The sequence below is a fragment of the Qipengyuania sp. CAU 1752 genome, from assembly GCF_054482615.1.
The window spans coordinates 1,516,212-1,540,811 of sequence record NZ_JBTLRE010000001.1 but is presented as its reverse complement, the minus strand read 5'-3'; the positions used below and the strand labels follow the sequence as shown (position 1 = coordinate 1,540,811).

At 60.2% G+C, this 24,600-nt stretch carries 23 protein-coding genes; 15 read left to right on the top strand and 8 right to left on the bottom strand.

The features are described from left to right. The first annotated feature begins 23 nt into the window (after positions 1–23). Positions 24–749, top strand: coding sequence for an NYN domain-containing protein (locus tag ACXYL9_RS07515; RefSeq protein ID WP_459038962.1), 726 nt, complete (start codon positions 24–26; stop codon positions 747–749). Positions 750–813: 64 nt separating this feature from the next. Here ACXYL9_RS07515 and ACXYL9_RS07510 read toward each other — a convergent pair whose 3' ends face one another. Beyond that, positions 814–2,199, bottom strand: coding sequence for a hypothetical protein (locus ACXYL9_RS07510; RefSeq protein WP_459038961.1), 1,386 nt, complete (start codon positions 2,197–2,199; stop codon positions 814–816). A gap of 303 nt (positions 2,200–2,502) precedes the next feature. Here ACXYL9_RS07510 and gyrA point away from each other — a divergent pair, with 303 nt between their 5' ends. Together gyrA and ACXYL9_RS07500 are read left to right on the top strand one after the other, a co-directional pair. Further along, a complete protein-coding gene (gene gyrA, locus ACXYL9_RS07505; protein ID WP_459038960.1) occupies positions 2,503–5,349 on the top strand; it encodes a DNA gyrase subunit A in 2,847 nt (948 codons plus the stop codon). Continuing rightward, entirely contained in the window at positions 5,346–6,191 is an 846-nt protein-coding gene (locus ACXYL9_RS07500) for a TauD/TfdA dioxygenase family protein (protein WP_459038959.1), read from the top strand. The genes gyrA and ACXYL9_RS07500 overlap by 4 nt, the downstream gene beginning before the upstream one ends. Here ACXYL9_RS07500 and ACXYL9_RS07495 read toward each other — a convergent pair. Next, positions 6,172–6,834 (bottom strand): lysoplasmalogenase, encoded by a 663-nt coding sequence (locus tag ACXYL9_RS07495; protein ID WP_459038958.1) that lies wholly within the window; start codon positions 6,832–6,834, stop codon positions 6,172–6,174. The two genes, ACXYL9_RS07500 and ACXYL9_RS07495, sit on opposite strands and share 20 nt — an antisense overlap. A 77-nt stretch (positions 6,835–6,911) precedes the next feature. Here ACXYL9_RS07495 and trmFO point away from each other — a divergent pair, with 77 nt between their 5' ends. Further along, positions 6,912–8,279 (top strand): methylenetetrahydrofolate--tRNA-(uracil(54)-C(5))-methyltransferase (FADH(2)-oxidizing) TrmFO, encoded by a 1,368-nt coding sequence (trmFO, locus tag ACXYL9_RS07490; protein WP_459038957.1) that lies wholly within the window; start codon positions 6,912–6,914, stop codon positions 8,277–8,279. On the opposite strand, the gene ACXYL9_RS07485 is transcribed toward trmFO, so the two are convergent. Further along, positions 8,276–8,737 (bottom strand): EF-hand domain-containing protein, encoded by a 462-nt coding sequence (locus tag ACXYL9_RS07485; RefSeq protein WP_459038956.1) that lies wholly within the window; start codon positions 8,735–8,737, stop codon positions 8,276–8,278. The genes trmFO and ACXYL9_RS07485 overlap by 4 nt on opposite strands. 44 nt (positions 8,738–8,781) lie before the next feature. Next, a complete protein-coding gene (locus ACXYL9_RS07480) occupies positions 8,782–9,435 on the bottom strand; it encodes an isoprenoid biosynthesis enzyme family protein (RefSeq protein ID WP_459038955.1) in 654 nt (217 codons plus the stop codon). Positions 9,436–9,594: 159 nt separating this feature from the next. On the opposite strand from ACXYL9_RS07480, the gene ACXYL9_RS07475 reads away from it, so the two are divergent. From ACXYL9_RS07475 to ACXYL9_RS07450, 6 genes are all read left to right on the top strand, one after another. Beyond that, positions 9,595–11,163, top strand: coding sequence for a pilus assembly protein TadG-related protein (locus ACXYL9_RS07475; protein ID WP_459038954.1), 1,569 nt, complete (start codon positions 9,595–9,597; stop codon positions 11,161–11,163). Beyond that, positions 11,163–11,621 (top strand): TadE/TadG family type IV pilus assembly protein, encoded by a 459-nt coding sequence (locus ACXYL9_RS07470; protein ID WP_459038953.1) that lies wholly within the window; start codon positions 11,163–11,165, stop codon positions 11,619–11,621. Before ACXYL9_RS07475 ends, ACXYL9_RS07470 begins: the two co-directional genes overlap by 1 nt. Next, on the top strand, positions 11,618–12,058 hold the full coding sequence (locus tag ACXYL9_RS07465) for a TadE family protein (protein WP_459038952.1): 441 nt from the start codon (positions 11,618–11,620) through the stop codon (positions 12,056–12,058). Before ACXYL9_RS07470 ends, ACXYL9_RS07465 begins: the two co-directional genes overlap by 4 nt. 91 nt (positions 12,059–12,149) lie before the next feature. After that, on the top strand, positions 12,150–14,111 hold the full coding sequence (locus ACXYL9_RS07460) for a pilus assembly protein TadG-related protein (protein ID WP_459038951.1): 1,962 nt from the start codon (positions 12,150–12,152) through the stop codon (positions 14,109–14,111). Then, on the top strand, positions 14,108–14,830 hold the full coding sequence (locus tag ACXYL9_RS07455) for a TadE/TadG family type IV pilus assembly protein (RefSeq protein WP_459038950.1): 723 nt from the start codon (positions 14,108–14,110) through the stop codon (positions 14,828–14,830). Before ACXYL9_RS07460 ends, ACXYL9_RS07455 begins: the two co-directional genes overlap by 4 nt. Before the next feature lie 14 nt (positions 14,831–14,844). Further along, the gene (locus ACXYL9_RS07450; protein ID WP_459038949.1) at positions 14,845–15,573 is read left to right on the top strand and encodes a TadE/TadG family type IV pilus assembly protein; all 729 of its coding nucleotides are present in this window, start codon (positions 14,845–14,847) and stop codon (positions 15,571–15,573) included. A 27-nt stretch (positions 15,574–15,600) separates the two neighbouring features. On the opposite strand, the gene ACXYL9_RS07445 is transcribed toward ACXYL9_RS07450, so the two are convergent. The 3 genes from ACXYL9_RS07445 to ACXYL9_RS07435 all read right to left on the bottom strand — a co-directional run bounded on the left by ACXYL9_RS07445 (position 15,601) and on the right by ACXYL9_RS07435 (position 18,769). After that, on the bottom strand, positions 15,601–16,992 hold the full coding sequence (locus tag ACXYL9_RS07445) for a pyruvate dehydrogenase complex E1 component subunit beta (protein ID WP_459038948.1): 1,392 nt from the start codon (positions 16,990–16,992) through the stop codon (positions 15,601–15,603). A 3-nt stretch (positions 16,993–16,995) separates the two neighbouring features. Beyond that, positions 16,996–18,081, bottom strand: coding sequence for a pyruvate dehydrogenase (acetyl-transferring) E1 component subunit alpha (gene pdhA, locus ACXYL9_RS07440; protein ID WP_459038947.1), 1,086 nt, complete (start codon positions 18,079–18,081; stop codon positions 16,996–16,998). Between the two features lie 133 nt (positions 18,082–18,214). Then, positions 18,215–18,769, bottom strand: coding sequence for an FtsB family cell division protein (locus ACXYL9_RS07435; protein ID WP_459038946.1), 555 nt, complete (start codon positions 18,767–18,769; stop codon positions 18,215–18,217). Between ACXYL9_RS07435 and hppD the strand changes: the two genes are divergently transcribed. From hppD to ACXYL9_RS07410, 5 genes are all read left to right on the top strand, one after another. After that, positions 18,768–19,874 (top strand): 4-hydroxyphenylpyruvate dioxygenase, encoded by a 1,107-nt coding sequence (gene hppD, locus ACXYL9_RS07430; RefSeq protein WP_459038945.1) that lies wholly within the window; start codon positions 18,768–18,770, stop codon positions 19,872–19,874. The two genes, ACXYL9_RS07435 and hppD, sit on opposite strands and share 2 nt — an antisense overlap. Continuing rightward, complete coding sequence (locus tag ACXYL9_RS07425; RefSeq protein ID WP_459038944.1) at positions 19,871–20,443, top strand: VOC family protein; 573 nt, start codon at positions 19,871–19,873, stop codon at positions 20,441–20,443. Before hppD ends, ACXYL9_RS07425 begins: the two co-directional genes overlap by 4 nt. Positions 20,444–20,531: 88 nt before the next feature. After that, positions 20,532–21,671, top strand: a complete 1,140-nt coding sequence (locus ACXYL9_RS07420; protein ID WP_459038943.1) for a hypothetical protein — start codon at positions 20,532–20,534, stop codon at positions 21,669–21,671. Between the two features lie 56 nt (positions 21,672–21,727). Then, positions 21,728–22,639, top strand: a complete 912-nt coding sequence (locus ACXYL9_RS07415) for a mechanosensitive ion channel family protein (protein ID WP_459038942.1) — start codon at positions 21,728–21,730, stop codon at positions 22,637–22,639. Between the two features lie 12 nt (positions 22,640–22,651). Then, complete coding sequence (locus ACXYL9_RS07410) at positions 22,652–23,863, top strand: MFS transporter (protein WP_459038941.1); 1,212 nt, start codon at positions 22,652–22,654, stop codon at positions 23,861–23,863. Here the strand turns inward: ACXYL9_RS07410 and ACXYL9_RS07405 are convergent. Continuing rightward, complete coding sequence (locus ACXYL9_RS07405) at positions 23,848–24,585, bottom strand: DUF1499 domain-containing protein (protein ID WP_459038940.1); 738 nt, start codon at positions 24,583–24,585, stop codon at positions 23,848–23,850. The two genes, ACXYL9_RS07410 and ACXYL9_RS07405, sit on opposite strands and share 16 nt — an antisense overlap. Positions 24,586–24,600: the final 15 nt, after the last annotated feature.

Below are 24,600 nucleotides of genomic sequence, written 5' to 3'. Positions count from 1 at the left end.
ACGTGCCTGCGGAGAAAACACCGATGTCTGACATCGAACTCAAAAACATTGCCCTGCTGATCGACGCAGATAACACCACACCCAAGGGCATCGACCCCGTGCTGACCGTGATGGCCGAACTGGGCCAGGTCAATATCAAGCGGGCCTACGGGAATTTTGCAAAGAACAACCTTCAGCACTGGGACAAGATTACCCATAAATACGGCATCCGGCCGCAGCAGCAGTTCGACCTGACGGCAGGCAAGAACGCGACCGACATGGCGATGACCATCGATGCGATCGACCTGCTCTACCAGGGCAAGGTCGACGGCTTCGGTATCATGAGTTCGGACAGCGACTTTACCCCGCTGGCTACACGCCTGCGGCAGGATGGATTGATTGTTTACGGCTTCGGCAGCAAGACCAAGACCCCCGAAGCTTTCAAGACCGCCTGTACCCGGTTCATCGATATCGATGCGCTGATCCGCGGGGCATCTGACGAGCCTGCCAAGACCAAAGGCAATGTGGGGGAAAAGAAGAGCAAGATCGACGAGGATCTCGTCGAGCTTCTCGGTACCGCCCTGAAGGCGGCCAATCGCGACGAGAATGGCTACGCCTATATGAGCGAAGTCGGTGCAATTGCAGGCAATCGATCCAGCTTCGATGTCCGCAACTACGGATTCACACGGCTGTCGGACCTGTTCAAGTCACTCGACCAATTCGACGTCGACCACACGGGCAGTTCGCCTAAGGTCAAACGTCTCCGTTAGCTGCCAAAGAAAACGGCGCGGACATTGCTGCCCGCGCCGTCATGGTTGTTAGGAAATCGGTTGCTTACGCGCCGGCATTCCCTGCCATCTTGTTCTCGGCATAGATCGACCACAGCGAAGCAATCTGCGCGCGCTTGCCAGTAATGGCATCGAACGTTGCCTTGGCCTCGGCAAATTTGCCCTGATCAGCTTGGGCGATGCCGAGGCGCATCTGGATACGCGGCGTATCGACACCCGGCATCGTCAGCGCCTTGGCGAAGAACTCTTCCGCCTTGGCCGCTTCGCCATAGCTCAGGAAGGCGTCGCCTGCCGCCATCACGGTGTTGACCGAGCTTGACCGGCGGGCATCGCGTTCGAGTGCCGGCAGATCGGCCCTGTCAGTATTGATCCGGCCACGTGCTGCCGACAGTGTATCGGCAATGGTGACATCACCGGAGCTCAGCACACCAGCTGCAATACCTTCTTCCAACACGTTCTTCACTTCGCCGGGCAGGCGACGGTAATCGGCAGCCTCGACGTAATCGAGATAGAACCGGATCATCGAACCCTTGATGAGATCGAGGCGATCAGGGGCCATAGTGGTGTCGGCAAGACGCGAACCGGAAAGTACACCGGTGCGGCGAGCCAGACGCATCAAGTCGAGCACTTCCTGCGAATCGTAGTCGAAGAAGCCCGTCTGCACCGTCACCGCATCCGCCCAGACATTGGTCGACGGGTAGTGCGTCAGGAACATCTCGGCATAGTCGGCCGCTTGCTGTCCGAGCTGGTTGTTGAATGCAGTCGCAAAGCCGCGACGGATCCAGCGCTCTTCGATCGGCTGGCCAGCTGCAACGCGCGATCCAAGCCACGACTTGAGGTCAGCCAGGCCTTCGGCGTAGCGATCTTCTTCGAAATAGGTTTCAGCAGCCATCAGGCGCAAATCGCCAGAGGTCACCAATGAAGTCGAGCCATCGGCAAGGCGACCTTCAAAGCTGTATCCTGCGTCATGGGCGGCGATCAACGAGGCGCGTGCGGCATCGTAATTGTTCTGCTCCATGTGGATCTGATACTTGGCGTAGCTCAACAGGCCGACGCGGTCGTTGTCCTGGCCGCTTTCGATCATCAGGTCGATGCCTTGCAAGCGGAGCGCCGGGTCGCTGAACTTGCTTCCCACGGTGAGGAGCAGGTTACCGGCAAAATTACGATCATCGGGCGTATCGACACTCTGCAACAGACCCGGAATGCCGGCGCGAATGGCGGCCTCGTCGGGCGTTTCTGCATTTACCTGCGCGGCCAATCCGGAATAGCTTTTCTGGAATGCCTTGGAGAGTTTCGGCTTGGCCTTCTTCTCGTCCTGCGCGTGGGCGGGCGATTCAAAGGCGACGGCGCCAATTGCGGTGCCGCAAAGCATGGCCACGGCCAAGGCGATAGAAGTGCCCGGTCGGGCGGAAGTGCGAGTGATAGAACGCATATGCGTGTCTCCCGATTATTATGGTTCAAAACTGACTGCTGGCAGCGGCTGCACGTTAAAAAACGCGCGGGCAACCCCCTTCGCCACTGATTGCCACCCTTTGTAAGGGATGCGCACTGAACGGCTATTGAATGGCCCTGTCAGCTTTCCAGCCGGTATTCTCTGGTCCGCTTGTAGGTAAATGTGGAAAAAGGCGCAACAAGACCCCATCTGGAGGCCTTGCGAGTGGCCTGAATGGGGCCTTTCCCCTAGCCTCCTGACCAGCGAAACAACCCCGCACATTTCCAGCGGATCGGAACGATTTTGAGCGACGATACAGATACCCTGCCCCCGCCCGCCCCAATGGGCGAATATGAACGCATCGACATCGTCGATGAGATGAAGACGAGCTATCTCGATTACGCGATGAGCGTGATCGTGAGCCGGGCCCTGCCCGATGTCCGCGATGGCCTGAAACCGGTCCACCGCCGGATCCTGTTCGCATCCAAGGAAGGTGGCTTCGTCGCCGGGCGCCCCTATCGCAAGAGCGCCAAGATCGTCGGCGACGTGATGGGCAATTATCACCCGCACGGCGATAGCGCGATCTACGATGCGCTAGCCCGCATGACGCAGGATTGGTCGCTGCGTGTCCCGTTGATCGACGGCCAGGGCAATTTCGGTTCGATGGACCCCGATCCGCCGGCTTCGATGCGCTATACCGAGGCGCGTCTGGCCAAGGTCGCCAACGCCCTTCTCGACGATCTAGACAAGGACACGGTCGACTTCTCGGACAACTATGACGGCTCGTTGAAAGAACCGCAGGTATTGCCAGCGCGGTTCCCCAACCTGCTGGTCAATGGCGCCGGCGGTATCGCCGTCGGCATGGCGACCAATGTCCCACCGCACAATCTTGGCGAAGTGATCGACGGTTGCCTCGCCTTCATCGAGAACCCGGCCATCACTAGCGAACAACTGATGGAGTATGTCCCTGGTCCCGATTTCCCCACCGCGCCACTGATCCTCGGTCAGTCCGGCGCACGATCTGCCTACACCACCGGCCGTGGATCGGTCCTGATGCGCGCACGGCACGAGATCGAGGAAAAAGGCAGCGGCAGGGGCGAAGGGCGCAAGTCGATCGTCTTTACCTCCATCCCATACCAGGTCGGCAAGTCGGGTCTTGTCGAGAAAATCGCTGACGCCGCCAAGGAAAAGCGGATCGAGGGCATTTCCGACATTCGCGACGAAAGCTCGCGCGAAGGCGTGCGGGTCGTGATCGACCTGAAACGCGATGCCTCGCCCGAGGTCGTGCTCAACCAGGTTTGGCGCTACACCCCGGCGCAGGCGAGCTTCCCGGCCAACATGCTGGCCATCGTGGGTGGCCGTCCAGAGGTGCTGACCCTGCGCGATATCATTCGCGCTTTCATCACCTTCCGCGAGGAGGTCATTACCCGCCGCACCAAGTTCGAACTGAACAAGGCCCGCGAACGCGCGCACATCTTGCTCGGGTTGGTCATCGCGGTGACCAATATGGACGAGGTCGTGACCATGATCCGCGGATCGTCCAATCCGCAGATCGCGCGTGAAAAGCTGCTTTCGAGGAAGTGGCCGATTGGTGACATCGCCCAGTATATCAAGCTGATCGAAGCGATTGAACCAACCGCCGACCAGGAAGGCGGAACCTATAGCCTGAGCGAACGGCAGGTGAAGGCTATCCTCGACCTGCGCCTGCATCGCCTGACCGCGTTGGGCCGTGACGAAATCGGTGACGAACTCAAGGAACTCGCCGACGAAATCGAGGAATATCTCTCGATCCTGGGCGACCGCCTGAAACTCTATGGCGTGTTGCGCGACGAGCTTGTCGAAATCCGCGAGCAGTACGCCACTCCGCGAGTTTCGGAAATCGCCCCGGCGTGGGACGGGCTCGAGGACGAGGACCTGATTGAGCGCGAAGACATGGTCGTGACCGTGACCCATGGCGGCTACATCAAGCGAACTCCGCTCGCCACCTTCCGCGCCCAAGGCCGCGGCGGCAAGGGTCGTAGCGGCATGGCAACCAAGGACGAGGACGCTGTCGTCGAACTGTTCGTCACCAGCACCCATAACCCGGTATTGTTCTTCACCAATCTCGGCCGGGTCTATCGCCTCAAGGTCTGGAAACTGCCTGAAGGCGGTCCACAGACCAAGGGTCGGCCGATGGTCAATCTGCTTCCTCTAGGCGAGGACGAGCGGGTGACCAACGTCCTGCCGCTCCCCGAAGACGAGGAAGAATGGGGCGCGCTCAATATCGTCTTCGCGACCGAACAGGGCATGGTCCGCCGCAATTCGATGGATGCCTTCACCAATGTGCCCACCAACGGCAAATACGCCATGGGCTTCGTTGATGGCAGCGGAGACCGGCTGATAGGTGTGGAATTGCTCAGCGAAGGCCAGGAGATATTCCTCGCTTCCGACGCTGGCAAGGCGATCCGCTTCGCCGCCACCGATGCGCGCGAAACCAAGAGCCGAACCGGCATTGGCGTTCGTGGCATGACGCTCAAGAACGACGCCAAGGTTGTCTCGATGGCTGTACTCGACCGGCTCGAAGAGGACATGGAAACGCGCGAAGCTTACCTGCGCTCGGCGGTCTGGAAGAATAACGAAACAGCACCGACTCTGGAAACTGACAAGCTCGCAGCGATGGAGGAGAACGAGGAGTTTATCCTGACACTCTCTGCCAACGGCTATGGCAAGATCTCTTCGGCCTATGAATATCGCACAATCGGTCGCGGTGGTCAGGGGCTGGCGAATATCGGCACGCCCGAAAGCAACCCTGATCGCAATGGCCCTGTCGTGGCCAGCTTCCCGGTCAAACATGGCTCGCAATTGATGCTGGTGACCGACCAGGCCAAGCTGATCCGGCTGCCGATCGAATTCCGCCACATGATCGAAGGCGGGTTCGAGAACCACGAAGGCTATTCCATCTCGGGTCGGACGTCCTCTGGCGTTCGGATCTTCAACGTGGCGAAGGGAGAACAAATCGTCGGCGCGGCATTGATCGACGAGACGACGGAGCCCGAGAACGAAGCCGAAGAGGCAATCGTGGAAGAGATGGTCGGCCGAAATTCGTCTGAAACCGCGCCCGGAACCACCATGGACCGCGACAGCAATGAGGGCGAGGAACCGCCTGAATGACTTTCACCGTCGAACCCAGCGGCCAGGCTTGTGGTGCCACGATCCGTGGCCTCGACCTGGCCGCTGGTTTTGATGACAACACCATCGCCGATGTTCGCGCATCCTGGCTCGAACATCGCGTTCTCGCCTTTGCGGACCAGAGGATGGATGATGATGCGCTGGAGCGGTTCACCATCGCCATGGGCGGGTTCGGCGAAGATCCGTTCTTCGCGCCGATTGAGGGCCGCAGCCACATCGCGGCAATCCGTCGCGAAGCTGACGAGAAGGCACCACTGTTCGCTGAAAATTGGCATAGCGACTGGACCTTCCTGCCTAGCCCTCCTGCCGGAACCTGTTTGTTGGCGGTCGACATTCCACCCATGGGAGGAGACACGCTGTTCGCTGACCAGGTGCGCGCGTTTGCGGCATTGCCGGACGAGCGAAAGGATTATTTGCGCTCGCTGACCGCTATCCACAGCGCCAAACTCGCCTATGCACCGGACGGCACTTACGGAGAGAAGGACGTTGCCGCTGGACGATCGATGGATATCCGCCCAGACGAAAGTGCCAATCGCACACAAACCCATCCGCTGGTTCGGCCTCACCCCGAAACCGGCGAGGAAGCTTTGTATTCCACGCTGGGCTACATCATCGGCATCGAAGGGATGGACCAGTCAGAGGCACTCGCCCTGCTGTCAGACCTTGCACAATGGCAGACCCGCGATGAATTCGTATACTGCCACCGCTGGGAACCGGATATGCTGGTGATGTGGGATAATCGCGCCGTCCTGCACAAGGCAACCGGCGGCTACGAAGGCCACCGGCGCGAATTGCACCGCACGACTATCGCTGCCACGCCGTAGAAAGCTGCTTTGCCAGCAGGGCTTGAACCACCCCGATCGCGATCAGGAACTGGCCGAGATAGTAGAGCGGCCAAATCAGCAGCTCGGGCGCCGGTCCGAGATCGATCGGACCGATCTCGCTGAAGATGAGCAGATCGGAAACTACGAACAGCACTGCCCCGACTCCCACGCGATAGCGCGAGAAGCTGCTCAACCACGCCGCCGCCGCCATCCCTCCCAGTGCGAGGCCATAGAGCGCCACCTGCAAACTGCCCGACAGCAGCCAGCACAGGAGCGGCGTAAACAGCAACAGCGTAATCCCGGCTCCCTTCTGGCTGCCCGTGGGGTTTTCGCGCGGGTGACGCAGGAAAAGTGCGATCGCAGCGATGTGTCCTGCGAAAAAGGCCGCGCCGCCATAGGTAAGGTCGATCTCGATCAGCGCATCCCCCAACGCACCCAGAGCCAGGTATATGGTCAGCAGGAGGCCATCCTCGCCTACCCCACGACGCCAGGCATAGGCGGCCAGCAAGCCAACGCCGCTGGCCTTGAGCATGATGAGCCACAACCCGCCAATGGGATTGTCGCGCAGCAGGTAAAAGGCGATCGCGGCTGCCAGGCTCGCCAACAGCCACGGGCGATGATCAATCAATGCGTGTTTTGACATGTGCGTACCCGTCCCTGCCCTTCTCTCCCCCTGCTAGGGCTTGATGGACCCGGGCGGCAAGCCTAACTGCGCCAACCATGACCCATGAAGTCCACATTATCGGCGGCGGCCTCGCTGGCAGCGAAGCCGCTTGGCAGCTCGCGCAGCGCGGCGTGCGCGTGCGCCTGTCGGAAATGCGCGGTTCGGGCGAGACGACACCGGCTCACCAGACTGACGGGCTCGCCGAACTGGTTTGCTCGAACAGCTTCCGCTCGGACGATGACACCAAGAATGCGGTCGGGCTGTTGCATCACGAAATGCGCGCGCTCGACAGCCTTGTAATGCGCGCAGGCGAGAAGGCCCGCGTCCCCGCGGGTAGCGCCATGGCGGTCGACCGCGACGTCTTCTCTGCCGAGATTGAGCGCACGCTGGGTGAGCATCCGAACATCACCATCGTACGTGAACGCGTTGATGCTCTCCCCGAGACCGGCCTCACCATCGTCGCCACCGGCCCGCTCACAGCGCAGGCACTGGCCGACAGCATCGTTGCCGCGACCGGGCAGGAACGGTTGGCATTCTTCGATGCCATCGCTCCGATTGTCCACCACGACAGTATCGACATGGACATCTGCTGGATCCAGTCGCGCTGGAACAAGCGCAACGAAGCCTCGAACGAGGACGGCGACTATATCAACTGCCCGATGACCAAGGAGCAGTATCTCGCCTTCCACCAGGGTCTGCTCGACGGCGAGAAGACCGAGTTTCGCGAGTGGGAGAAGGATACCCCCTATTTCGACGGCTGCATGCCGATCGAGGTTATGGCCGCCCGCGGGGTCGATACCCTGCGGTTCGGGCCCATGAAGCCCGTCGGCCTTGATAATCCGCGCGATACTACGCCCGAATTTCCCCAGGGTCGTTGGCCCCATGCGGTCGTCCAGCTAAGGCAGGACAACAAGCTGGGCACGCTGTGGAACATGGTCGGATTCCAGACAAAGCTCAAATACGGCGCGCAAATCGAGCTGTTTCGCACCATTCCCGGGCTCGAGAACGCAGAGTTTGCGCGGCTTGGCGGATTGCACCGGAACACATTCCTCAATTCTCCCATGGTGCTTGATCGCCAGCTGCGATTGAAGGGAGGCGAGCACATCCGGTTTGCGGGCCAGGTGACCGGTTGCGAAGGCTATGTCGAAAGCTCTGCTGTCGGTCTCATGGCTGGGATGATGGCGGCGGCCGAACTGGCGGGCGACCCTTGGCGGGAACCACCGCGCACCACCGCGTTGGGCGCGCTTCTGGCGCATATCACGGGTGACGCCGAGGCCGAGACATACCAGCCGATGAACATCAACTTCGGACTGTTTCCGCCTCTGCACGAGGTCAAGAAGAAGCAGCGCAAGGAAGCCTATACCTCGCGCGCGAAAGAAGACCTTGGTACCTGGATCGCCGGGCTCGAACGCGTACCTGCCTAGCAGTTGCAGCGTTTCTTGGGGCTCCGCTTGGGTGCTGTGGTCGCAAATTCGGCCTGGGTCAGCTCGCGGTCGCCGTCGGCATCGGCCCCATCGAAACGGTTCGCAGTGGTGACGGCCCATTCCTCAAAGGTCAGCAGGTTGTTGCCATCCGTGTCGAGCTTGCGAAAAGCATCAGTGCGGCTGGACAGCATTTCCCGGCGCGTAATCTTCAGGTCGCGGTTGCGATCATAGCGGAAGAACCGACGCTGTTCGCGGGTCAGCTCGCTTGCTTCGGGCGGCGCCGGACCTTCCAGCCCCTCGATATCGGCTTCGGGCAATTCCTCAGCCTCAGGGGTTGCTACCGGTTCGGGAAGCGGGGGCGGTGCACCTTTTTCGACTTCCGCCCGACCTTGCCACCAGAAAACCCCGATACCAGCGAGAAACAGCGCGACAACCGCGCCGAGAACCATGCGATTCATCGTGCGTCCCTTATCCAGGCGCCGTCCCTGCCGGTTACCCTATCCTATCGTCCTGAAATTCCAACCCTAAGCGCAAGGGCAAGTGCGGCAGCACCGTCGAGTAACGGACGCCCTCGCGCTGTTGCGCGTCTGCCGAGCGCGGAGAGGACCTGCAATGGACGCAGGCTGCGCGGAAGCCGTGGTACTCTTGGCAGGTTGTCGGACTCCATCGACCGGACAAGGTTGCGCCCACCGGGTTCGAGATGGCTTCCCATTTCTCCCAAGGCCCAGAGGCGACTGGCCACAAGCACCGCCTCGGCATGGTTGCCCTCGCCCAGCGCTTCCGCCACGGCGAGCCATGAGGCCGCCCGGCCAGCGGCAAAGGCCTGCAAGGCGGGCGGGTCGAGGTTTTCAGCGGTAATCAGCGCCTCCCAGCCATCGACGAGCCCGATTAAACGTTCGGATTTGAGTCCCAATGCAGAAATTTCTGCAAGGAGGGGCTCGCCACGAGGCCAGTCGGCAGGTGGCTTGGCAAACTGGTCTCGCCACCACGCCAGCTTCATTTGCGCAATGATCGGTTCGCTCGCTTCGGCCCCGGCCCGCGCGAGCCGGGAATCGAGCGCAAACACGGCGGCGATGGCCCGGCGCGAGTCCGGCACCGCATAGCCGAGAGCCAGGCGCAACGGAGGAGGCAACAAAGCAAGATCGAGGGTTTCCACGCCCGCACCTTTCCGATGCCGGGGGAAGCCGAGTCAAGCTTCGCACGGGTCCGAAGTGCCTTTCCTAAGCCGATCTTAACCGTCTGCTTACGTAACTCGCTTACTCAGTGTCGCTAAGTGCAAGGTGTGACTTGTTCCAATTTGAGAAGGTTTGACCCCATGGGTATCCGCACATTCTTCAAAAAGCTCGGCCGCTCGCAGAGTGGCAACGCTGCTTTGCTGGTGGCGCTTGGTATGCCCGTCCTTGTCGGCGGTACAGGTTATGCAGTCGATACGGCACAGTGGTATTTGTGGAAGCGCGAATTGCAGCACGCGGTCGACCAGGCCGCGATTGCAGGCGCTTGGGCGAAGGCGGAAGATCCTGGCGGATCAGGCTACATCGATCGCGCCGACCGTGAGTATCAGTCCAATATCGAACTGGTAGATTCCTTTGACAGCGGTGCCACGGTCACGCTCGAAGATTACGACGGCGGAACCGACAACTCCGTGCAGGTTACTGCAAGTGCGACCGGCGAACTGGCGTTTAGCGCCTATATCCTGGGCCGCGCCACCACCGTCCGCGCGACCGCGGTTGCCATTCACGAGCCAGCCGAAAGTTGGAGGCCGTGCCTCCTCGCTCTCGATAGTTCTGCGGGCAAGGCTGTATGGTTCACTGGCGGTCCGAACGTGACCGCACAATGTGGTGTGGGCGCGCTGTCGGATGCGAGCGATGCCATTTCTTTCGACGGCGGCGCGGGCAATTATGACCTCGAATTCGCGATTACCAGCGGCGGCGTCGATGATGCCCACGGTCATTCGAGTGGCGATGTTGTGGTCGAGGGGATGGGTGATCTCGCGGATCCGCACGAAGGACTGACCGCGCCCGACAATCCAACGCCCCGTTCGCTCAGCTGCGCAACGGCCTCGCAGAACTGGACCGCAGACGAAACAATCCGGATCACCACCTCCTACAGCTATTCGCAGGGGCCGAACCCTGGCAGTTCAACACCCATCACCTATTCCAATCCTCGCCAGGGTTCGACTTCAAGCACAACCGAAACCGGGGTCCAGTTCGCAACCGAGCCGACCAATTCGATCGCCACAACGACAAGCTCCACGCAGGTCGGTGGGCGCGGCAACAGCAAGGTGTGGGAAAAAGAAACCCGTGAGACCGCGAAAAGCTATGCCAACAAGGTCAATAACAGTGCCGGCAACACCAATATGCGGCCCGGCACTTACACAAGCTTTGTGATTGCTTGTCCGACGTCCCTCGACCCGGGGGTCTATGTGATTGACGGGGGGAGCCTCAAGCTATCAGCGACGGGCGCTTCGCTGACAGGTTCGGGCGTGATGTTCGTCCTGAAAAACGGTGCGAGCATCGATATCACCGGGGGCAGGATCAACCTGACGGCCATGACCACCGTGGCCCAGCTGACAGCTGTCGGCGTGGCTGCTGACCAGGCCGAACGGATGATCGGGATGCTGATCTTCGAGGATGCGAATTCGACGTCGGCCACCGGCAACAAGCTGAACGGCAATACCAATACGGTGATGAACGGTGTCGTCTATACTCCCAACAGCGAGCTCTCGATTTCGGGATCGATGCGTGGTTCGAGCACGTGCCTCGAACTGGCGGCGAAAACCCTGAAAATCACGGGTACCGCCAATTTGACGACATTGTGTCCGGTTAACGTCACCCCGACGAGCAACATTTCGACCCGCGAATCGCAGGTCAGGTTGGTCGCCTGATGCACAGTGGTACCGCCTTGCAGCGCCTCTGGCGCGCCCGCGACGGGGCGATGATCGTCGAGACCGCTCTGATCGCGCCGATCCTCGTGATCATGTGCCTTGGTGGGTTCGAGGCGAGCCAGATCGTCGCTCGCAATACCGAGTTGCGAACCGCGGTTGCCGAAGCCAGCGCGATTGCCATTTCCAGCCCGCCCGATGACCAGGGTGATATCGATACGATCGAGGATATTATCGAAACATCCACCGGGCTGGCAGACAACAAGGTGACGCTGGCGGAGAAGTATCGCTGCGACAACGACGAGGATCTGACCGATGACGAGACAACGTGCGGCTCGTCGGCAGTGATCTCGACTTTCCTCGAGATCGTCATCAACGATACTTACACGCCGACCTGGACCGAGTTCGGGATCGGTTCGCCAGTACAGCTGAGCATAACGAAAACGGTGCAGGTATCATGATCGCTATGACCGACCTTATCTCGCGCCTTGTCCGCAACCGCGATGGCTCGGTCGCGATCGAGTTCGCCATTCTCGGCCCGGCCGTCATCGCGCTTATGCTGGGCATTTTGCAGATCGGAATCGGGATGCAGGCGCTCAACGCCATGCGCAGCGTCTCGGCGGAAACCGCGCGTTTTGCAGCGGTGGAATACCAGCGCGATAACACTCCAGACAATACCGTGATCCGAACCGAAGCGATCGCCATTGCCACTAGCTCACCATTCAACCTGGACCGCGGTGCCTTGCAAGTGACGATCCAGGATGCCGGAACGCAACGCGTCAGCGGTGCGCGTGAGATCAGCCTCTCGTTGGCCTATACCGTGCCAACCGTCTTGCCCTTCATGGGCTGGGCCAGCCCCACGATGACGCACGCTCGTCCGATCTTCGTCATAGACTGATCCGCGGGCCGCCGAGCGCCTGCAAATCCAAACAAATTAACCATCGCCATTCAGGATGTCCTTACGCCTTGCGACTAGACGCGAGAGTGTGATGAAATCCCTTTCGCCTCCTACGACTGATCGGCCGCGCGGCTTTCTCACCCGGCTCGGGCGGGACCGCGCCGGCAATACGCTGGCGCTGATGGCGGCCGGGATCATTCCCCTGATTGCCATGGTGGGCGGTGCAGTCGATATGTCGCGCGCCTACCTCGCCAGCTCGCGATTGCAACAGGCCTGCGACGCTGGCGTCTTGGCGGCGCGCAAATACTTGGGCTCCAGTGTGTCCGTGGACGACAAGATACCGGCCAAGGTCTCCGATATCGGCACACGCTTCTTCAACATTAATTACAAAGACGGCGAATATGCGACCACGGGTCGTTCTTTCGCCATGTTTCTCGAGAAAGATTTCGCGGTGTCCGGCGAGGCTGCCGTCCAGGTGCCAGCCGTGGTCATGCAGATGTTCGGCGCTGAAGACATTCCGATCGAAGTGACCTGCAAGGCCGAACTCAGCATTCCCAACGTCGATATCATGATGGCGCTCGATGTGACTGGGTCGATGCGGCTGACCAATTCGGGCGATAGCCAGACGCGCATTGAATCGCTCAAGCAGGTGATCCGCAATTTCCACGCCAAGGTGGAAGGGTCCAAGGGCGCCGGGACGCGCACACGTTACGGCTTCGTTCCCTATGCCAGCAACGTGAATGTCGGCCATCTCCTGCGCGACGATTGGATGGTCACCGACTGGTCTTACCAGTCACGCGAGCTCGACAAGACCAACAGGGAAGTGAAGACACGTACCTATACCGCTAACTGGAAGCATGTTTCGGGCACGTTGACCGATTGGCAGACGCTGTCGTCCTATCCAGCCACAGCACGCACGACAACGACCACAACAGGCGGCGGTAGCGGGGACAACGGCAGTAATCCGACCACGACCACCACCACCACCTATACCTGTGACGGTGCGACCCCGCCCGGTACGCTGGTGACAAACGACACCCAGACCGGCACCAGCACCCAGACGGTAACCGATCCCGACGGCACCCGGACTGTGATCGATTATGACCGGCTGCAAAACGGCATGGACTACCGGACCACAAGATCAGGGACGACCTGCCTGATCGAGAGGCGCACCTACACCGCCTACAAGTCGACCTATCAGAAGATCACCGAGCCCTATTACAGCACCACGCTCCAGTTCAATTACAAGCCGATCAAGCGCGACGTTTCCAATTGGCGCAGCGAAGTCGGAACCTGCATAGAGGAGCGGTCGACCTACAATATCGGTGACCCCGACACGGTCGATCTCACCAAAGCACTCGATCTCGATATCAACCTTGTGCCCGACCCGTCCAGGAACGAAACCAAGTGGCGTCCACGCTACGAGGACATTATCTATGTCCGCTCGATCCGCTCAAACGGCACTGGTTCGGTCACGAAGGCCGAAGTTACATCAACCGAAAACTTCGTGCAGACCGGCACCTGGTGGTTCTCCGTTTGCCCGCCAAAAGCGGCGAAATTGGCGGAAATGAACGCGACTGCGCTCAATACCTATCTCGACACGCTCCAACCCTTCGGCGCGACCTACCACGATATCGGAATGATCTGGGCGGCTCGCCTGATCTCGCCCGACGGCTTGTTCGCCACCGAGAATGCCAACCTCGGCAGCTCCAACACTGTCCGGGCGATCATCTTCCTGACCGACGGTCAGACCGAACCCTATGACATCGCCTACGGCTCCTATGGCGTCGATGCGCTTGACCAGCGGCGCTGGAAGCCGGGTGACACCAAGAGCCTCACCGAGGTGGTTGAAGATCGCTATCTGATCGCCTGTCGACAGGCGCGGAACATGAACATCAGCGTATTCGTCATCGCCTTCGGCACCACGCTGAATCCGGTGATGAAGGAATGCGCAGGCGACGGACGCTATTTCGAAGCGAGCGATTCCACGCAGTTGAATGCAGCTTTCACAGACATCGCGGATTCTCTCGGTGACTTGAGGATCACGGAATGATGCGCGGTTGGCTGCTTTCCCTTGCCCGCGACCGAAAAGGCGCGACCATAGTCGAATTCGCACTCGCCGCGCCAACCGTGCTGTTCATGCTCATGGGCCTCTATGAACTCGGTCACGGGATGTATGTCCAGACCGTGGTCAGCGGCGTGATGCAGGATGCCGGGCGCGACTCTACCCTGGAAGGAGCCACGAGAACCGAGATGCGCGACCTGCTTGAGGATCGCGTCGAGAGAATCTCGCCAGGTTCGACCGTCACGCTCACTTGGCACAACTTCGGCAGCTACACCGAAATCGGCGAGCTGGAACGCTACACCGATGTCAACGAAGACGGAAAATGCAGCAAGGACGAGCCCTACGAAGATGCCAATGAAAATGGCGTCCACGATTATTACAATGGTGATGATGGGATCGGGAACGCCCGTGATGCGGTCGTTTTCCGTGCCACGATCGAATATGATCGACTGTTCCCCATGCCGAGCATGATGGGCTGGACCAAGACTAACAAGATTGAGGGCGTAACCGTTCTCCGCAATCAGCCCTATGGCCAGAATGATCGCAGCCCTCCGATCGAACGGTGCACCGGCTTCGAGGATTACGGCAACAGCTGCTCCAGCAATTTCAGCATCGGCACGACTTGCAGCGCGCCGCCGCCCCCTCCCCCGCCTCCGCCGGAGGGACCCTCCGGCCCTTGCCTGATGGGAATCATCTTGTGCGGCTAGTCAAAAGCTCTTTCATGCGGAAAGCGATTTCCAAGCTTGCCCGCGACACCAGCGGTGTTGCGCTCACCGAACTCGCATTGATGACCCCGATCATTCTCACGGTGGGCCTTTACGGGCTGGAATCGGCAAACCTGGCCATCACCCACATGAAGGTAAGCCAGGCCGCGATGCAGGTGGCCGACAATGCCACACGGATCGGGGAATCCTCCTCCCTCGACAGCCGCAAGATCCACGAGGATGAGATCATCGACCTGTTCGTTGGCGTCGACCTGCAATTCGGGACTTCGCTTGACCTGTTCGAGCACGGACGCGTCGTCTTGAGCAGCCAGGAAGTCGACCCAGACGATCCCGATGAACTCCAACAATACATCCATTGGCAAAGGTGCAAGGGTCTCCGCAAGGCCAGCTCTACCTATGGCGATGCAGGAAAGGGTAAAGGCGATCCCTCGTTCAAGGGCATGGGACCCACGGGCGACGAGGTCATGGCCATTTCAGGCGATGCAGTCATGTTTGTTGAAATCGAATACGAGTACCAGCCAATCATCACCGACGCGGTCATCAGAAACCGGATCATCCGGGTCGAATCCTCGTTCAACGTGCGCGGCAAGCGCGACCTGACGAAAATCTATCAGAAAGACCCGTCGAACCCTGTCGCGGCCGAAACCTGCGACAAGTTCGACAAGTATCGCTCCACCACTGCGCCCCGGTTCGACAACGGCGGCTGGGACTGGCAGGAAATCTGACGTGCGACTGCTGGCCGGACGCCGGCCCTAGTCGACGTAGCAAACCTTCTTCGCAGCCGCGACGATACGGGCGACATCGATCAGCGCCAACTTTTCCAGATTGGCGGCATAAGGCAGCGGCACGTCCTCGTCGGTCACCCGCAGGATGGGCGCATCGAGATGGTCGAAGCCTTCCTCCATGCAGATGGCTGAGATCTCCGAAGCGATCGAACATGTAGGCCAGCCCTCTTCGGCCACGATCAACCGGTTGGTCTTGGCCAGGCTTTCGAGCACGGTCTGCTTGTCGAGCGGACGCAACGTACGCAAGTCTATAACTTCGGCGTCGATGCCTTCTTCGGCCAGCTTGTCCGCTGCTTCCAGCGACCATCCGACCGCAATCGAATAGCTGACGATGGTTACATCGCTGCCTTCGCGCATGATCCGCGCCTTGCCGATCGGCAAGACATGGTCATCAAGCTCGGGCAGTTCAAAGCTGCGACCATAGACCAGCTCGTTTTCGAGGAAGACAACCGGGTCATCGCTGCGGATTGCCGCCTTGAGCAGGCCCTTGGCGTCGGAACTGTCGTAAGGCGCAATCACGATCAGGCCGGGGACGCTGGCGTACCACGGGCCAAAGTTCTGGCTGTGCTGGGCGCCGACCCGGCTGGCCGCGCCGTTGGGTCCGCGGAACACCACCGGACAGCGCATCTGGCCGCCTGACATGTAATTGGTCTTGGCAGCCGAATTGATGATGTGGTCGATCGCCTGCATGGCGAAGTTGAAGGTCATGAATTCGACGATCGGGCGCAGGCCGCCCATCGCGGCGCCTGCACCGATGCCGGCAAAGCCGTACTCGGTGATCGGGGTGTCGATTACTCGCTTGGGCCCGAATTCGTCGAGCAGCCCCTGCGTAACCTTGTAGGCCCCCTGGTACTCGGCGACTTCCTCACCCATGACGAAGACGGTTTCGTCCCGGCGCATTTCCTCGGCCATGGCATCGCGCAGCGCTTCGCGAACGCTGACAATGGCCATGTTGGTACCATCGGGAATGGCGGGATCGGATTGCGGCTTGCGCGCGGGTTTATCAGGAGCACTCACGCCACCTGGTTCGTCCTGGCCTTCGTCCTTGCCCTCCCCTGGCACATCGTCGACCGGTTTCACTTCTGCGGCCGGGGCTTCAATGTCGGACGCGTCCTCGCCTTCGCCGATCAGCATGGCGATGACAGTACCGACTTTTACGTTCTCGGTGCCTTCATCGATCATAATCTTGCCGAGCGTCCCTTCGTCGACTGCCTCGAATTCCATTGTCGCCTTGTCGGTTTCGATCTCGGCGATGATGTCACCGGCCACGATTGTGTCGCCCTCATTCTTCAGCCACTTGGCGAGCGTTCCCTCTTCCATGGTCGGGCTGAGCGCGGGCATCTTGAGTTCAATAGCCATGGCTCAATACTCCCCCACCAGGACATCGGTGTAGAGTTCGTCGGGGCCGGGTTCAGGTGAATTTTCAGCAAAGTCGGCGCTCTCGGCAACCTGTGCCCGGATGCGCTTGTCGATGGCTTTCAGATCGTCCTCGCTCTGGCCATATTCGACCAGCTTCTTCTTGAGACCTTCGATCGGGTCATGGTGGTCACGCTGGTCCTGAACTTCTTCGCGGGTACGGTATTTCGCCGGGTCGGACATGGAGTGTCCGCGATAGCGATAGGTGTTGCACTCCATCAGGACCGGCCCGTTGCCTTCGCGAACATGCTTGAAGGCGACCTCGGCGGCGGCGCGCACTTCGAGCACGTCCATGCCGTTCACTTCCATGCCGGGGATGCGGAATGCGGTGCCACGGCGATAGAACCGCGTTTCGGCCGAGCTGCGCTTGCTCGCCGTGCCCATGGCGTACTGGTTGTCCTCCACAACGAACACGATCGGCAGGTTCCAAAGCGCCGCCATGTTGAATGTCTCGTAGACCTGGCCCTGGTTGGCCGCGCCATCGCCGAAATAGGCCAGGCACAATCCGCCGTCGTCACGATATTTATGCGCGAATGCGAGCCCGCCGCCGAGTGCCACCTGCGCACCAACGATGCCATGGCCGCCATAGAATTTATGCTCGGTGCTGAACATGTGCATCGAGCCGCCCTTGCCCTTGGAGATGCCGGCTTCGCGGCCCGTCAGTTCCGCCATGATCACCTTGGGATCGATCCCGTAAGCCAGCATGTGGCCGTGATCGCGATAACCGGTGATCACGCTGTCCTTGTCACCGTCGAGCGCCGACTGGAGACCGATCGCAACCGCTTCCTGGCCGATGTAGAGGTGGCAGAAGCCACCGATCAGGCCGAGACCATAAAGCTGGCCGGCACGCTCTTCGAACCGGCGGATCAGGAGCATCTGCTCGTAAAAATCGAGCATCTCCTTTTCGCTTGCCTTGTAGCGCTTGGCCTTCTCGAATTTGTCCTGCAGGCTGTGCAGGACGAAATCATCGTCATGCTGTGCCGGAGAAGCTTTCTTCTTTGCGGGGGTCTTGCGCGAACTCGCTTTGGCCAAGGGGCAACCTTTCCGAATATCTTGCGGCAACCTGACAGGGTGGATGCCTTGGCGCGCCTATAGAGCCAAGCGCGCGGCCTGCGCAACGCCTGCGCATGCTCGACGCTACGGAAATACCTATGCGCGGGAGAATTTAGTGAGCCGGTTTGCCGGACGGCGCAAGATCAAGCACGACCTCGTCGGGCCGGACGACGTTTAGATTTTTCTTGAGCAGTTCGCCGACCTTGTCCGGATCGGCCCGCTCCGGATGCAGGGCATCGACATTCTTGCGCAGTTCATCGCGTTCGTCGGCCAGCATCGCAATTTGCGTCTTTCGCTCCTCGAGCAACTGGAGGTTTTCACCCCATGCCAGCAGGCCGCTAGGTCCAAAAAGAGCCAATCCCGCCATGAGCAACAACGCGCCGAGCGCCAGCCCGTGGGTCAATTGCTCTCTTGGCAAGGTTATGCGGTGTCCCTCTCGCGTCATCCAGATGACAGAATCAGTTTTGATTCGCAGCATCAAGCCATCTTTCAAAAATTGCGACGAGCCGAGTCCGGCGCGAGTCGAACCGTGCACCATTCCTGCATGATTCGCCAGTGAATGCTGATGCTTCGTGCACTCTGACGACAACGGGCGCATACTTGAAATCTGGCGCAACTTGCGATATAGTTTCTTTTGAAACCAGTTGATGCAGACAGGAGTACCCATGGCAGACCTTTTCGAAAATCCCGCAGGACTTGACGGCTTTGAATTTGTGGAATTCTGCGCGCCTGAAAAAGGTCAGCTCGAACCGGTGTTCGAAGCGATGGGCTTCACCCATGTCGCTTCTCATCGTTCGAAGGACGTGGACCTGTGGCGCCAGGGCGGGATCAACCTGCTTGCCAACTACGAACCGCATAGCGCGGCGTGGTATTTCGCCCGCGAACACGGTCCTTCGGCTTGCGGTATGGCATTCCGTGTCCGCAATGCGGCCGAAGCCTGGGAGCACCTCATGGATGCCGGCGCAGAGCCGGTCCAGGTCGAAACCGGCCCGATGGAACTTTCCATCCCCGCGATCCGCGGCATAGGCGGCGCGATCCTTTACCTGGTCGATCGGTATCCGGACGAGAACGGCGAAGGTCTGTCGATCTATGACATCGATTTCGAGTATCTGCCGGGCGTCGAAAAATACCCCGAAGGCGCCGGGTTCAAGCTGATCGATCACCTGACGCACAACGTCTATGGCGGTCGCATGAAATACTGGGCGGATTATTACGAGACCCTGTTCAATTTCAGGGAAATTCGCTTCTTCGACATCAAGGGCGAATATACCGGCCTGACTTCGAAAGCGCTCACCGCGCCCGACGGCAAGATCAAGATCCCGCTGAACGAGGAAGGCGAAGGCGGCAAGGGCCAGATCGAGGAGTTCCTGCGCGAATTCAACGGCGAAGGCATCCAGCATATCGCGCTGATCTGCGACGACCTGCTTGGCTGCTGGGATCGGCTCAAGGACTACGGTGTCCCCTTCATGACCGCGCCGCCTGAAACCTATTACGATATGCTCGACGAGCGGCTGCCGGGGCATGGCGAGCCCGTCGACAAGCTGAAGATGCGCGGCATCCTGCTGGACGGCACCACCGAGGGTGGCCAGCCTCGCTTGCTCCTCCAAATCTTCGCCGAGGCACAGGTCGGCCCGGTGTTCTTCGAGTTCATCCAGCGCAAGGGCGATGATGGCTTTGGCGAAGGCAATTTCAAGGCGCTGTTCGAAAGCATCGAGCGAGACCAGATCAAGCGCGGAGTGCTCGACGTCGACCAGAAGGAGCCGGCCGAGTGAGCGATCAGACCAACCATCCCGTCAAGCTGGGCGGTGTCCACCACGCCGCCTATCGCTGCAAGGATGCCAAGGAAACGGTCGAATGGTACGGCCGCGTGCTGGGGATGGATTACACCACCGCCTTTGCCGAGGACCACGTGCCCTCGACCGGCGACTACGATCCCTACATGCACGTCTTCCTAGATGCCGGGAACGGCAACATCCTGGCATTTTTCGAGCTGCCCAATCAGCCGGACATGGGACGTGACGAAAATACCCCGCAATGGGTCCAGCACCTCGCCTTCCGGGTCGGATCGGAAGAGGAACTGTTGGCTGCGAAGGAGCATGTCGAGGCACAGGGCATCGACGTACTCGGCCCGACCCATCACGGCATTTTCAAGTCCATCTACTTCTTCGACCCCAACGGTCACCGGGTAGAGCTGGCCGCCGATATCGGCACCGACGAGCAATATGCCGAATTGAAACGCGTCGCACCGGTCATGCTCGACGAATGGAGCAAGACCAAGAAGGCGCCTCGCCACGCCGACTGGCTGCACGAGATTGCGCGCAAGGAAAACAAGGTCGATTAATTGGCGAGGCAGGCACCACCGGGGCTGCTTGCCTTCGTCAACCCTCGTTGTTAACGTTCCCAGAAGTCAGTCTTCCGGGAGAGACCTCATGTTTTCCAAAAACACTGTCGCCGTGACACTATGCCTCGCGCTCGCGCTCGGGATGCCGGGTTCTCCGACGCAAGCGCAGTCTCTGTCAGACGAACTGGAAGCGCTTGACGCCCAGCTTCCGGGCACTCTCGTAAACGACCCGTCTCGGATCGACTGGGACAGTTATGGCCCCGAATTTCACGCAGAAAGCTTTCTGGATGAAACGATCCCCGGTGGCGCCGCCCGACGGTTTCACGTCAACAAGGCCAGCGAGTTCATCTACACAGCAGGAGCGAACATCCCGCTGATCCGGACGGTGAAGCGAGGCGAGCAGGTTACGATTGGCTTTTATGCCCGCACGGTCGAGGCGGCGACCGAAAATGGCAAGGGTGTGCTTCGGGTTCGGTTCCAGAAGGACTCACCACCCTACCCTGGGTTTGGCGAGGAAACCCTTGAGATCGGCACCGATTGGGACTGGTACGAGGTGACGGCAAAGGCCGAACAGGCTCTGCAGAACAAGACCGGCATCGTTGCGATGCAGTTCGGACGGACTAAGCAGATTCTTGAGATCGGTCAGGCCATCGTGGTCACCGGTGCCAGATCGATTGTCGGCGAGCCCAAGCCCGCCCCCGCCGCAGCCAAGACAGTTCCTTCCGCGCCAAGGGGTTCGGAATTGCCGGCTCCGCTGCGCGACGGCGGCACCTTGATCAATGATCCGACTGATCGCGACTGGTCCGTTGCTGCGGAGGGCGGCGCATTCGAGGAGCGCGACGAAGCTGGAATCTGGCTCGGCAAGGCGACACGCTTAGCAACATCTTCTGATCGGCCCGGCCAGGTATTGGTGGTGATCGACATACCCGCGGAACTCGCCGAAGGCGAAGAGCTTCTGGTCGCGCTGGCGGCCAAGACCGTCACTTCCGCACGCGCCGACGGAAAGGCCGTTCTGGGTGTCAGCCTTGCTGCCGCCGGAGACACAGCCCCACTGTCCAGCACCGCCATCGCGCTGGGAGCCAATTGGCAGTTGGTCCGCTTTGTGACGAAGGCCCCGCGCAAGCTCGAAAAGGGCACCGCCGCAGTGGGTTTGCTGATTGAAGGCGTTGGCGAAGCGGTTGACGTCGGTCCGGTCTATGTCCTGCAAACCGGCAATGGTGGCGGCTGACGGTCGGAACACTCAAGGTCTAGCCTCGTTAGGACCAAAACGGCAGCGGGGCATCCATGACTACAGCGACTACCACCTCTTCGGGTGAATCCTACGACCAGACGGTCAACGCCCTGGCAACTTTGCAGGACCAACTGGTCAGTATGGGCGAAGGGTTGGTCCGGGCGCTCCCCAATATAGTCATCGCGCTGTTGATACTCCTGCTGACCTGGTTCGTGGCCCGTTTCGCAGTCAAGATTGCCGATCGGATCACGGGAAAGTCCGAAATCCGGCCGAGCCTCAAGAACCTCGTCGACACGGTCGTCCGGCTGGTAATCTGGATCGTCGGCCTGATGGTGGCCCTGACCGTCGTCATGCCGGGCCTGACCCCGGCCAGCATGATCGCCGGCCTCGGCATCGGGGCCGTGGCCATCGGCTTTGCCTTCCAAGACATATTCGAAAATTTCCTCGCCGGCGTCCTGATCATGCTGCGCGAGAAAATGCGCATCGGCGATGTAATTGAATGCGAAGGAATTACTGGCAAGGTCGAGCATATCACCTTGCGCGAAACATATGTTCGCAAGCTGTCGGGCGAGGTTACGCTGGTCCCCAATTCGATGCTGTTCAAAAACCCGGTCCAGATCCTTACCGATGAGACGCAGCGTCGCCACGAGATCGTCGCAGGCGTGTCCTACGATACCGATCTCGACCATGCTGCCCAGGTCATTCGCACGGCAGTAGAGGGCGTCGAGGCGATCGATGTAGAAAAGGGCATCGATGTCTTCGCGGTCGAATTCAATTCCAGTTCGGTGGATTTCAAGGTTCGCTGGTGGGCAGGCTCCAAACCGCGCGACATGTGGGAAACACAGGACCGCGTAATTCGTGCCATCAAGCGGGCGCTGGACGATGCCGGAATCGAAATTCCGTTCCCTTATGTCACTCACACCTTCAAGGAACCGGTTCCGCTTGGGCGCAGCGACGATAGCTGATAGCCGCCGCAGGTGAGTGACGAAAACCAAGCAGAAGAGCCCCCCCCCGGCCTTGGTCGCACCGATCAGCTATGGCTGGCGGTACTGACCGGCATCACGGTCGCCAATGCATATTACATCCATCCGATCATCGCTGATGTTGCGGCTCACTTCGAGGTCTCGCCGGCGCAGATCGGCCTGGTTCCGGCGCTCAACCAGGTCGCCCTCGCGCTCGGCATTTTCCTTCTCCTGCCGCTGGGTGATCGGATCAGCAATCGCACGCTCTCCATAATCCTCGCCGCCTGTCAGACGGTGACGCTGGTCGTAATGACGCTGGCACAGAGCTTCGCGGTGTTCGTCGCCGCGTCGACCATGCTCGGCTTTGTAACTATCGTGCCATACTTGCTGCCGGCCTACGCCTCGAAACGCGTTCCCGCCGAACGGCTGGGCAAGGTCACCGCCCTCCTCACCGCGGGCATAATCGTGGCGATTCTGGTCGCTCGTGTAGGGGCCGGCATCCTTGCAGAGGTGGCGGATTGGCGCTGGGTCTATGCAATCGCGGCAACGATGATGGGGCTCAGCACGCTCGCCATGCCGTTCGTGCTGGAAGGCCGTTCCCGCGCGACGGACATTCGCCCCAGGACCAGCTATTTCGCGCTCGTCGGTTCTACCATCACCTTGCTCGCGCAGCATCGCCAGGTTATGCTGTCGGGCGCAATCCAGGCGCTCAATTTCGGTATGTTCCTGGTGATCTGGCTTGGCCTCGCTTTCCATCTGACCAGCCCTAAAATGGGATATGGGACAGATACGGTCGGCTATCTCGCCGCTATCGCAGTCGTCAGCATTTTTGCCACGCCGCGGCTGGGCAGCTGGGCAGATCGCGTCGGACCCTATCGGGCACGTGTGGTGCTGGGCGGTGTGCAGGCGATCGGGGTGCTCTTATTCTGGCCAGCCGGCGGCAGCCTGTGGCTCCTCCTCGTGCCGCTGGTCATCACCAATATTGTCGGTCCCACCATCGATGTCGCCGGACGGATGACGTTTCTTTCCCTCGCACCGGAAATCCGTACCCGCCTCATGACCGGCTACATAATCATGATGTTCGCCGGAGCGGGGATCGCGAGCTGGGGCGCTCCGGTCGCCTATGCCTGGGCCGGGTGGCCAGGTATTGCAGGACTATGCGGTGCCATGTCACTGGCGCTGGTGGCGTTGTCGTGGTTAGGCGTCAGGCGTCAGCCAGCGGCTTGAAGCGCCGCGAGGAATTCGCGGATTCGCTCTGCGTTGACGCCCAGGTCGCTGATGCCCACCCGGCTAACAGAGCGCATGTCCACAAGTGACCTGCCATCCTCGATAGTTTCCGCGCGCAAGACGACGATATCCTCGAACCGGATATAGGAGGCATAGGCGACAGCCTCGAGGCGGCCTGTCTCCGGTTCGGCCACCTCTACCTTCCAACCTTTCTCGCGGGCGAGCAACGCGGCACGCTGGACCACTTCGGCCGGAGTTGCCTCCAGAACGATGCCCTCCAGATTGCCATAGCCATCCCGGTGCAGTTCCTTCCACTTGTCGACACTCTCCACCCCGCGCAGGTTGTTCTCTGGCAGTTCGAGTGCGGCGAATTCGGGCGGATTGTCGAGGTCGGTCGAGATATCGTGGATGGCTGGCACAGTGCTGGCGGCGCTCATCGCCATAGTCGCCGCAAGGGCGCTGCCGCCTCCGATGACCAGCGCCATCGCTGCCTTCATACCTGCGGGCCATCCCGTGCGCATGTTTAGAACCAGCGCGAAAACCGCGAACAGCGCCGCGATGCCGGCAACCGGAATCATATAGAGGAAGGCCTGGAACCCTGCGATTTTCTCGATGACATCGAACCGCGCGAGCGTCATGCCACCGGCCGCAATCACGATCGCGCCCAAGGCCATTATCAAAGCAAAATTGCTCAATTGCCGGGCCAGTTTGCCGCTATCCATAATTTCCTCCCCCAT

Bases quoted from the DNA above. Each gene is read 5' to 3' on its own strand.
- ACXYL9_RS07515 (WP_459038962.1), top strand. From the start codon at position 24: ATGTCTGACATCGAACTCAAAAACATTGCCCTGCTGATCGACGCAGAT.
- ACXYL9_RS07510 (WP_459038961.1), bottom strand. From the start codon at position 2,199: ATGCGTTCTATCACTCGCACTTCCGCCCGACCGGGCACTTCTATCGCC.
- ACXYL9_RS07500 (WP_459038959.1), top strand. From the start codon at position 5,346: ATGACTTTCACCGTCGAACCCAGCGGCCAGGCTTGTGGTGCCACGATC.
- ACXYL9_RS07495 (WP_459038958.1), bottom strand. From the start codon at position 6,834: ATGTCAAAACACGCATTGATTGATCATCGCCCGTGGCTGTTGGCGAGC.
- trmFO (WP_459038957.1), top strand. From the start codon at position 6,912: ATGACCCATGAAGTCCACATTATCGGCGGCGGCCTCGCTGGCAGCGAA.
- ACXYL9_RS07485 (WP_459038956.1), bottom strand. From the start codon at position 8,737: ATGAATCGCATGGTTCTCGGCGCGGTTGTCGCGCTGTTTCTCGCTGGT.
- ACXYL9_RS07475 (WP_459038954.1), top strand. From the start codon at position 9,595: ATGGGTATCCGCACATTCTTCAAAAAGCTCGGCCGCTCGCAGAGTGGC.
- ACXYL9_RS07470 (WP_459038953.1), top strand. From the start codon at position 11,163: ATGCACAGTGGTACCGCCTTGCAGCGCCTCTGGCGCGCCCGCGACGGG.
- ACXYL9_RS07465 (WP_459038952.1), top strand. From the start codon at position 11,618: ATGATCGCTATGACCGACCTTATCTCGCGCCTTGTCCGCAACCGCGAT.
- ACXYL9_RS07460 (WP_459038951.1), top strand. From the start codon at position 12,150: ATGAAATCCCTTTCGCCTCCTACGACTGATCGGCCGCGCGGCTTTCTC.
- ACXYL9_RS07455 (WP_459038950.1), top strand. From the start codon at position 14,108: ATGATGCGCGGTTGGCTGCTTTCCCTTGCCCGCGACCGAAAAGGCGCG.
- ACXYL9_RS07450 (WP_459038949.1), top strand. From the start codon at position 14,845: ATGCGGAAAGCGATTTCCAAGCTTGCCCGCGACACCAGCGGTGTTGCG.
- ACXYL9_RS07445 (WP_459038948.1), bottom strand. From the start codon at position 16,992: ATGGCTATTGAACTCAAGATGCCCGCGCTCAGCCCGACCATGGAAGAG.
- hppD (WP_459038945.1), top strand. From the start codon at position 18,768: ATGGCAGACCTTTTCGAAAATCCCGCAGGACTTGACGGCTTTGAATTT.
- ACXYL9_RS07435 (WP_459038946.1), bottom strand. From the start codon at position 18,769: ATGGGTACTCCTGTCTGCATCAACTGGTTTCAAAAGAAACTATATCGC.
- ACXYL9_RS07420 (WP_459038943.1), top strand. From the start codon at position 20,532: ATGTTTTCCAAAAACACTGTCGCCGTGACACTATGCCTCGCGCTCGCG.
- ACXYL9_RS07415 (WP_459038942.1), top strand. From the start codon at position 21,728: ATGACTACAGCGACTACCACCTCTTCGGGTGAATCCTACGACCAGACG.
- ACXYL9_RS07405 (WP_459038940.1), bottom strand. From the start codon at position 24,585: ATGGATAGCGGCAAACTGGCCCGGCAATTGAGCAATTTTGCTTTGATA.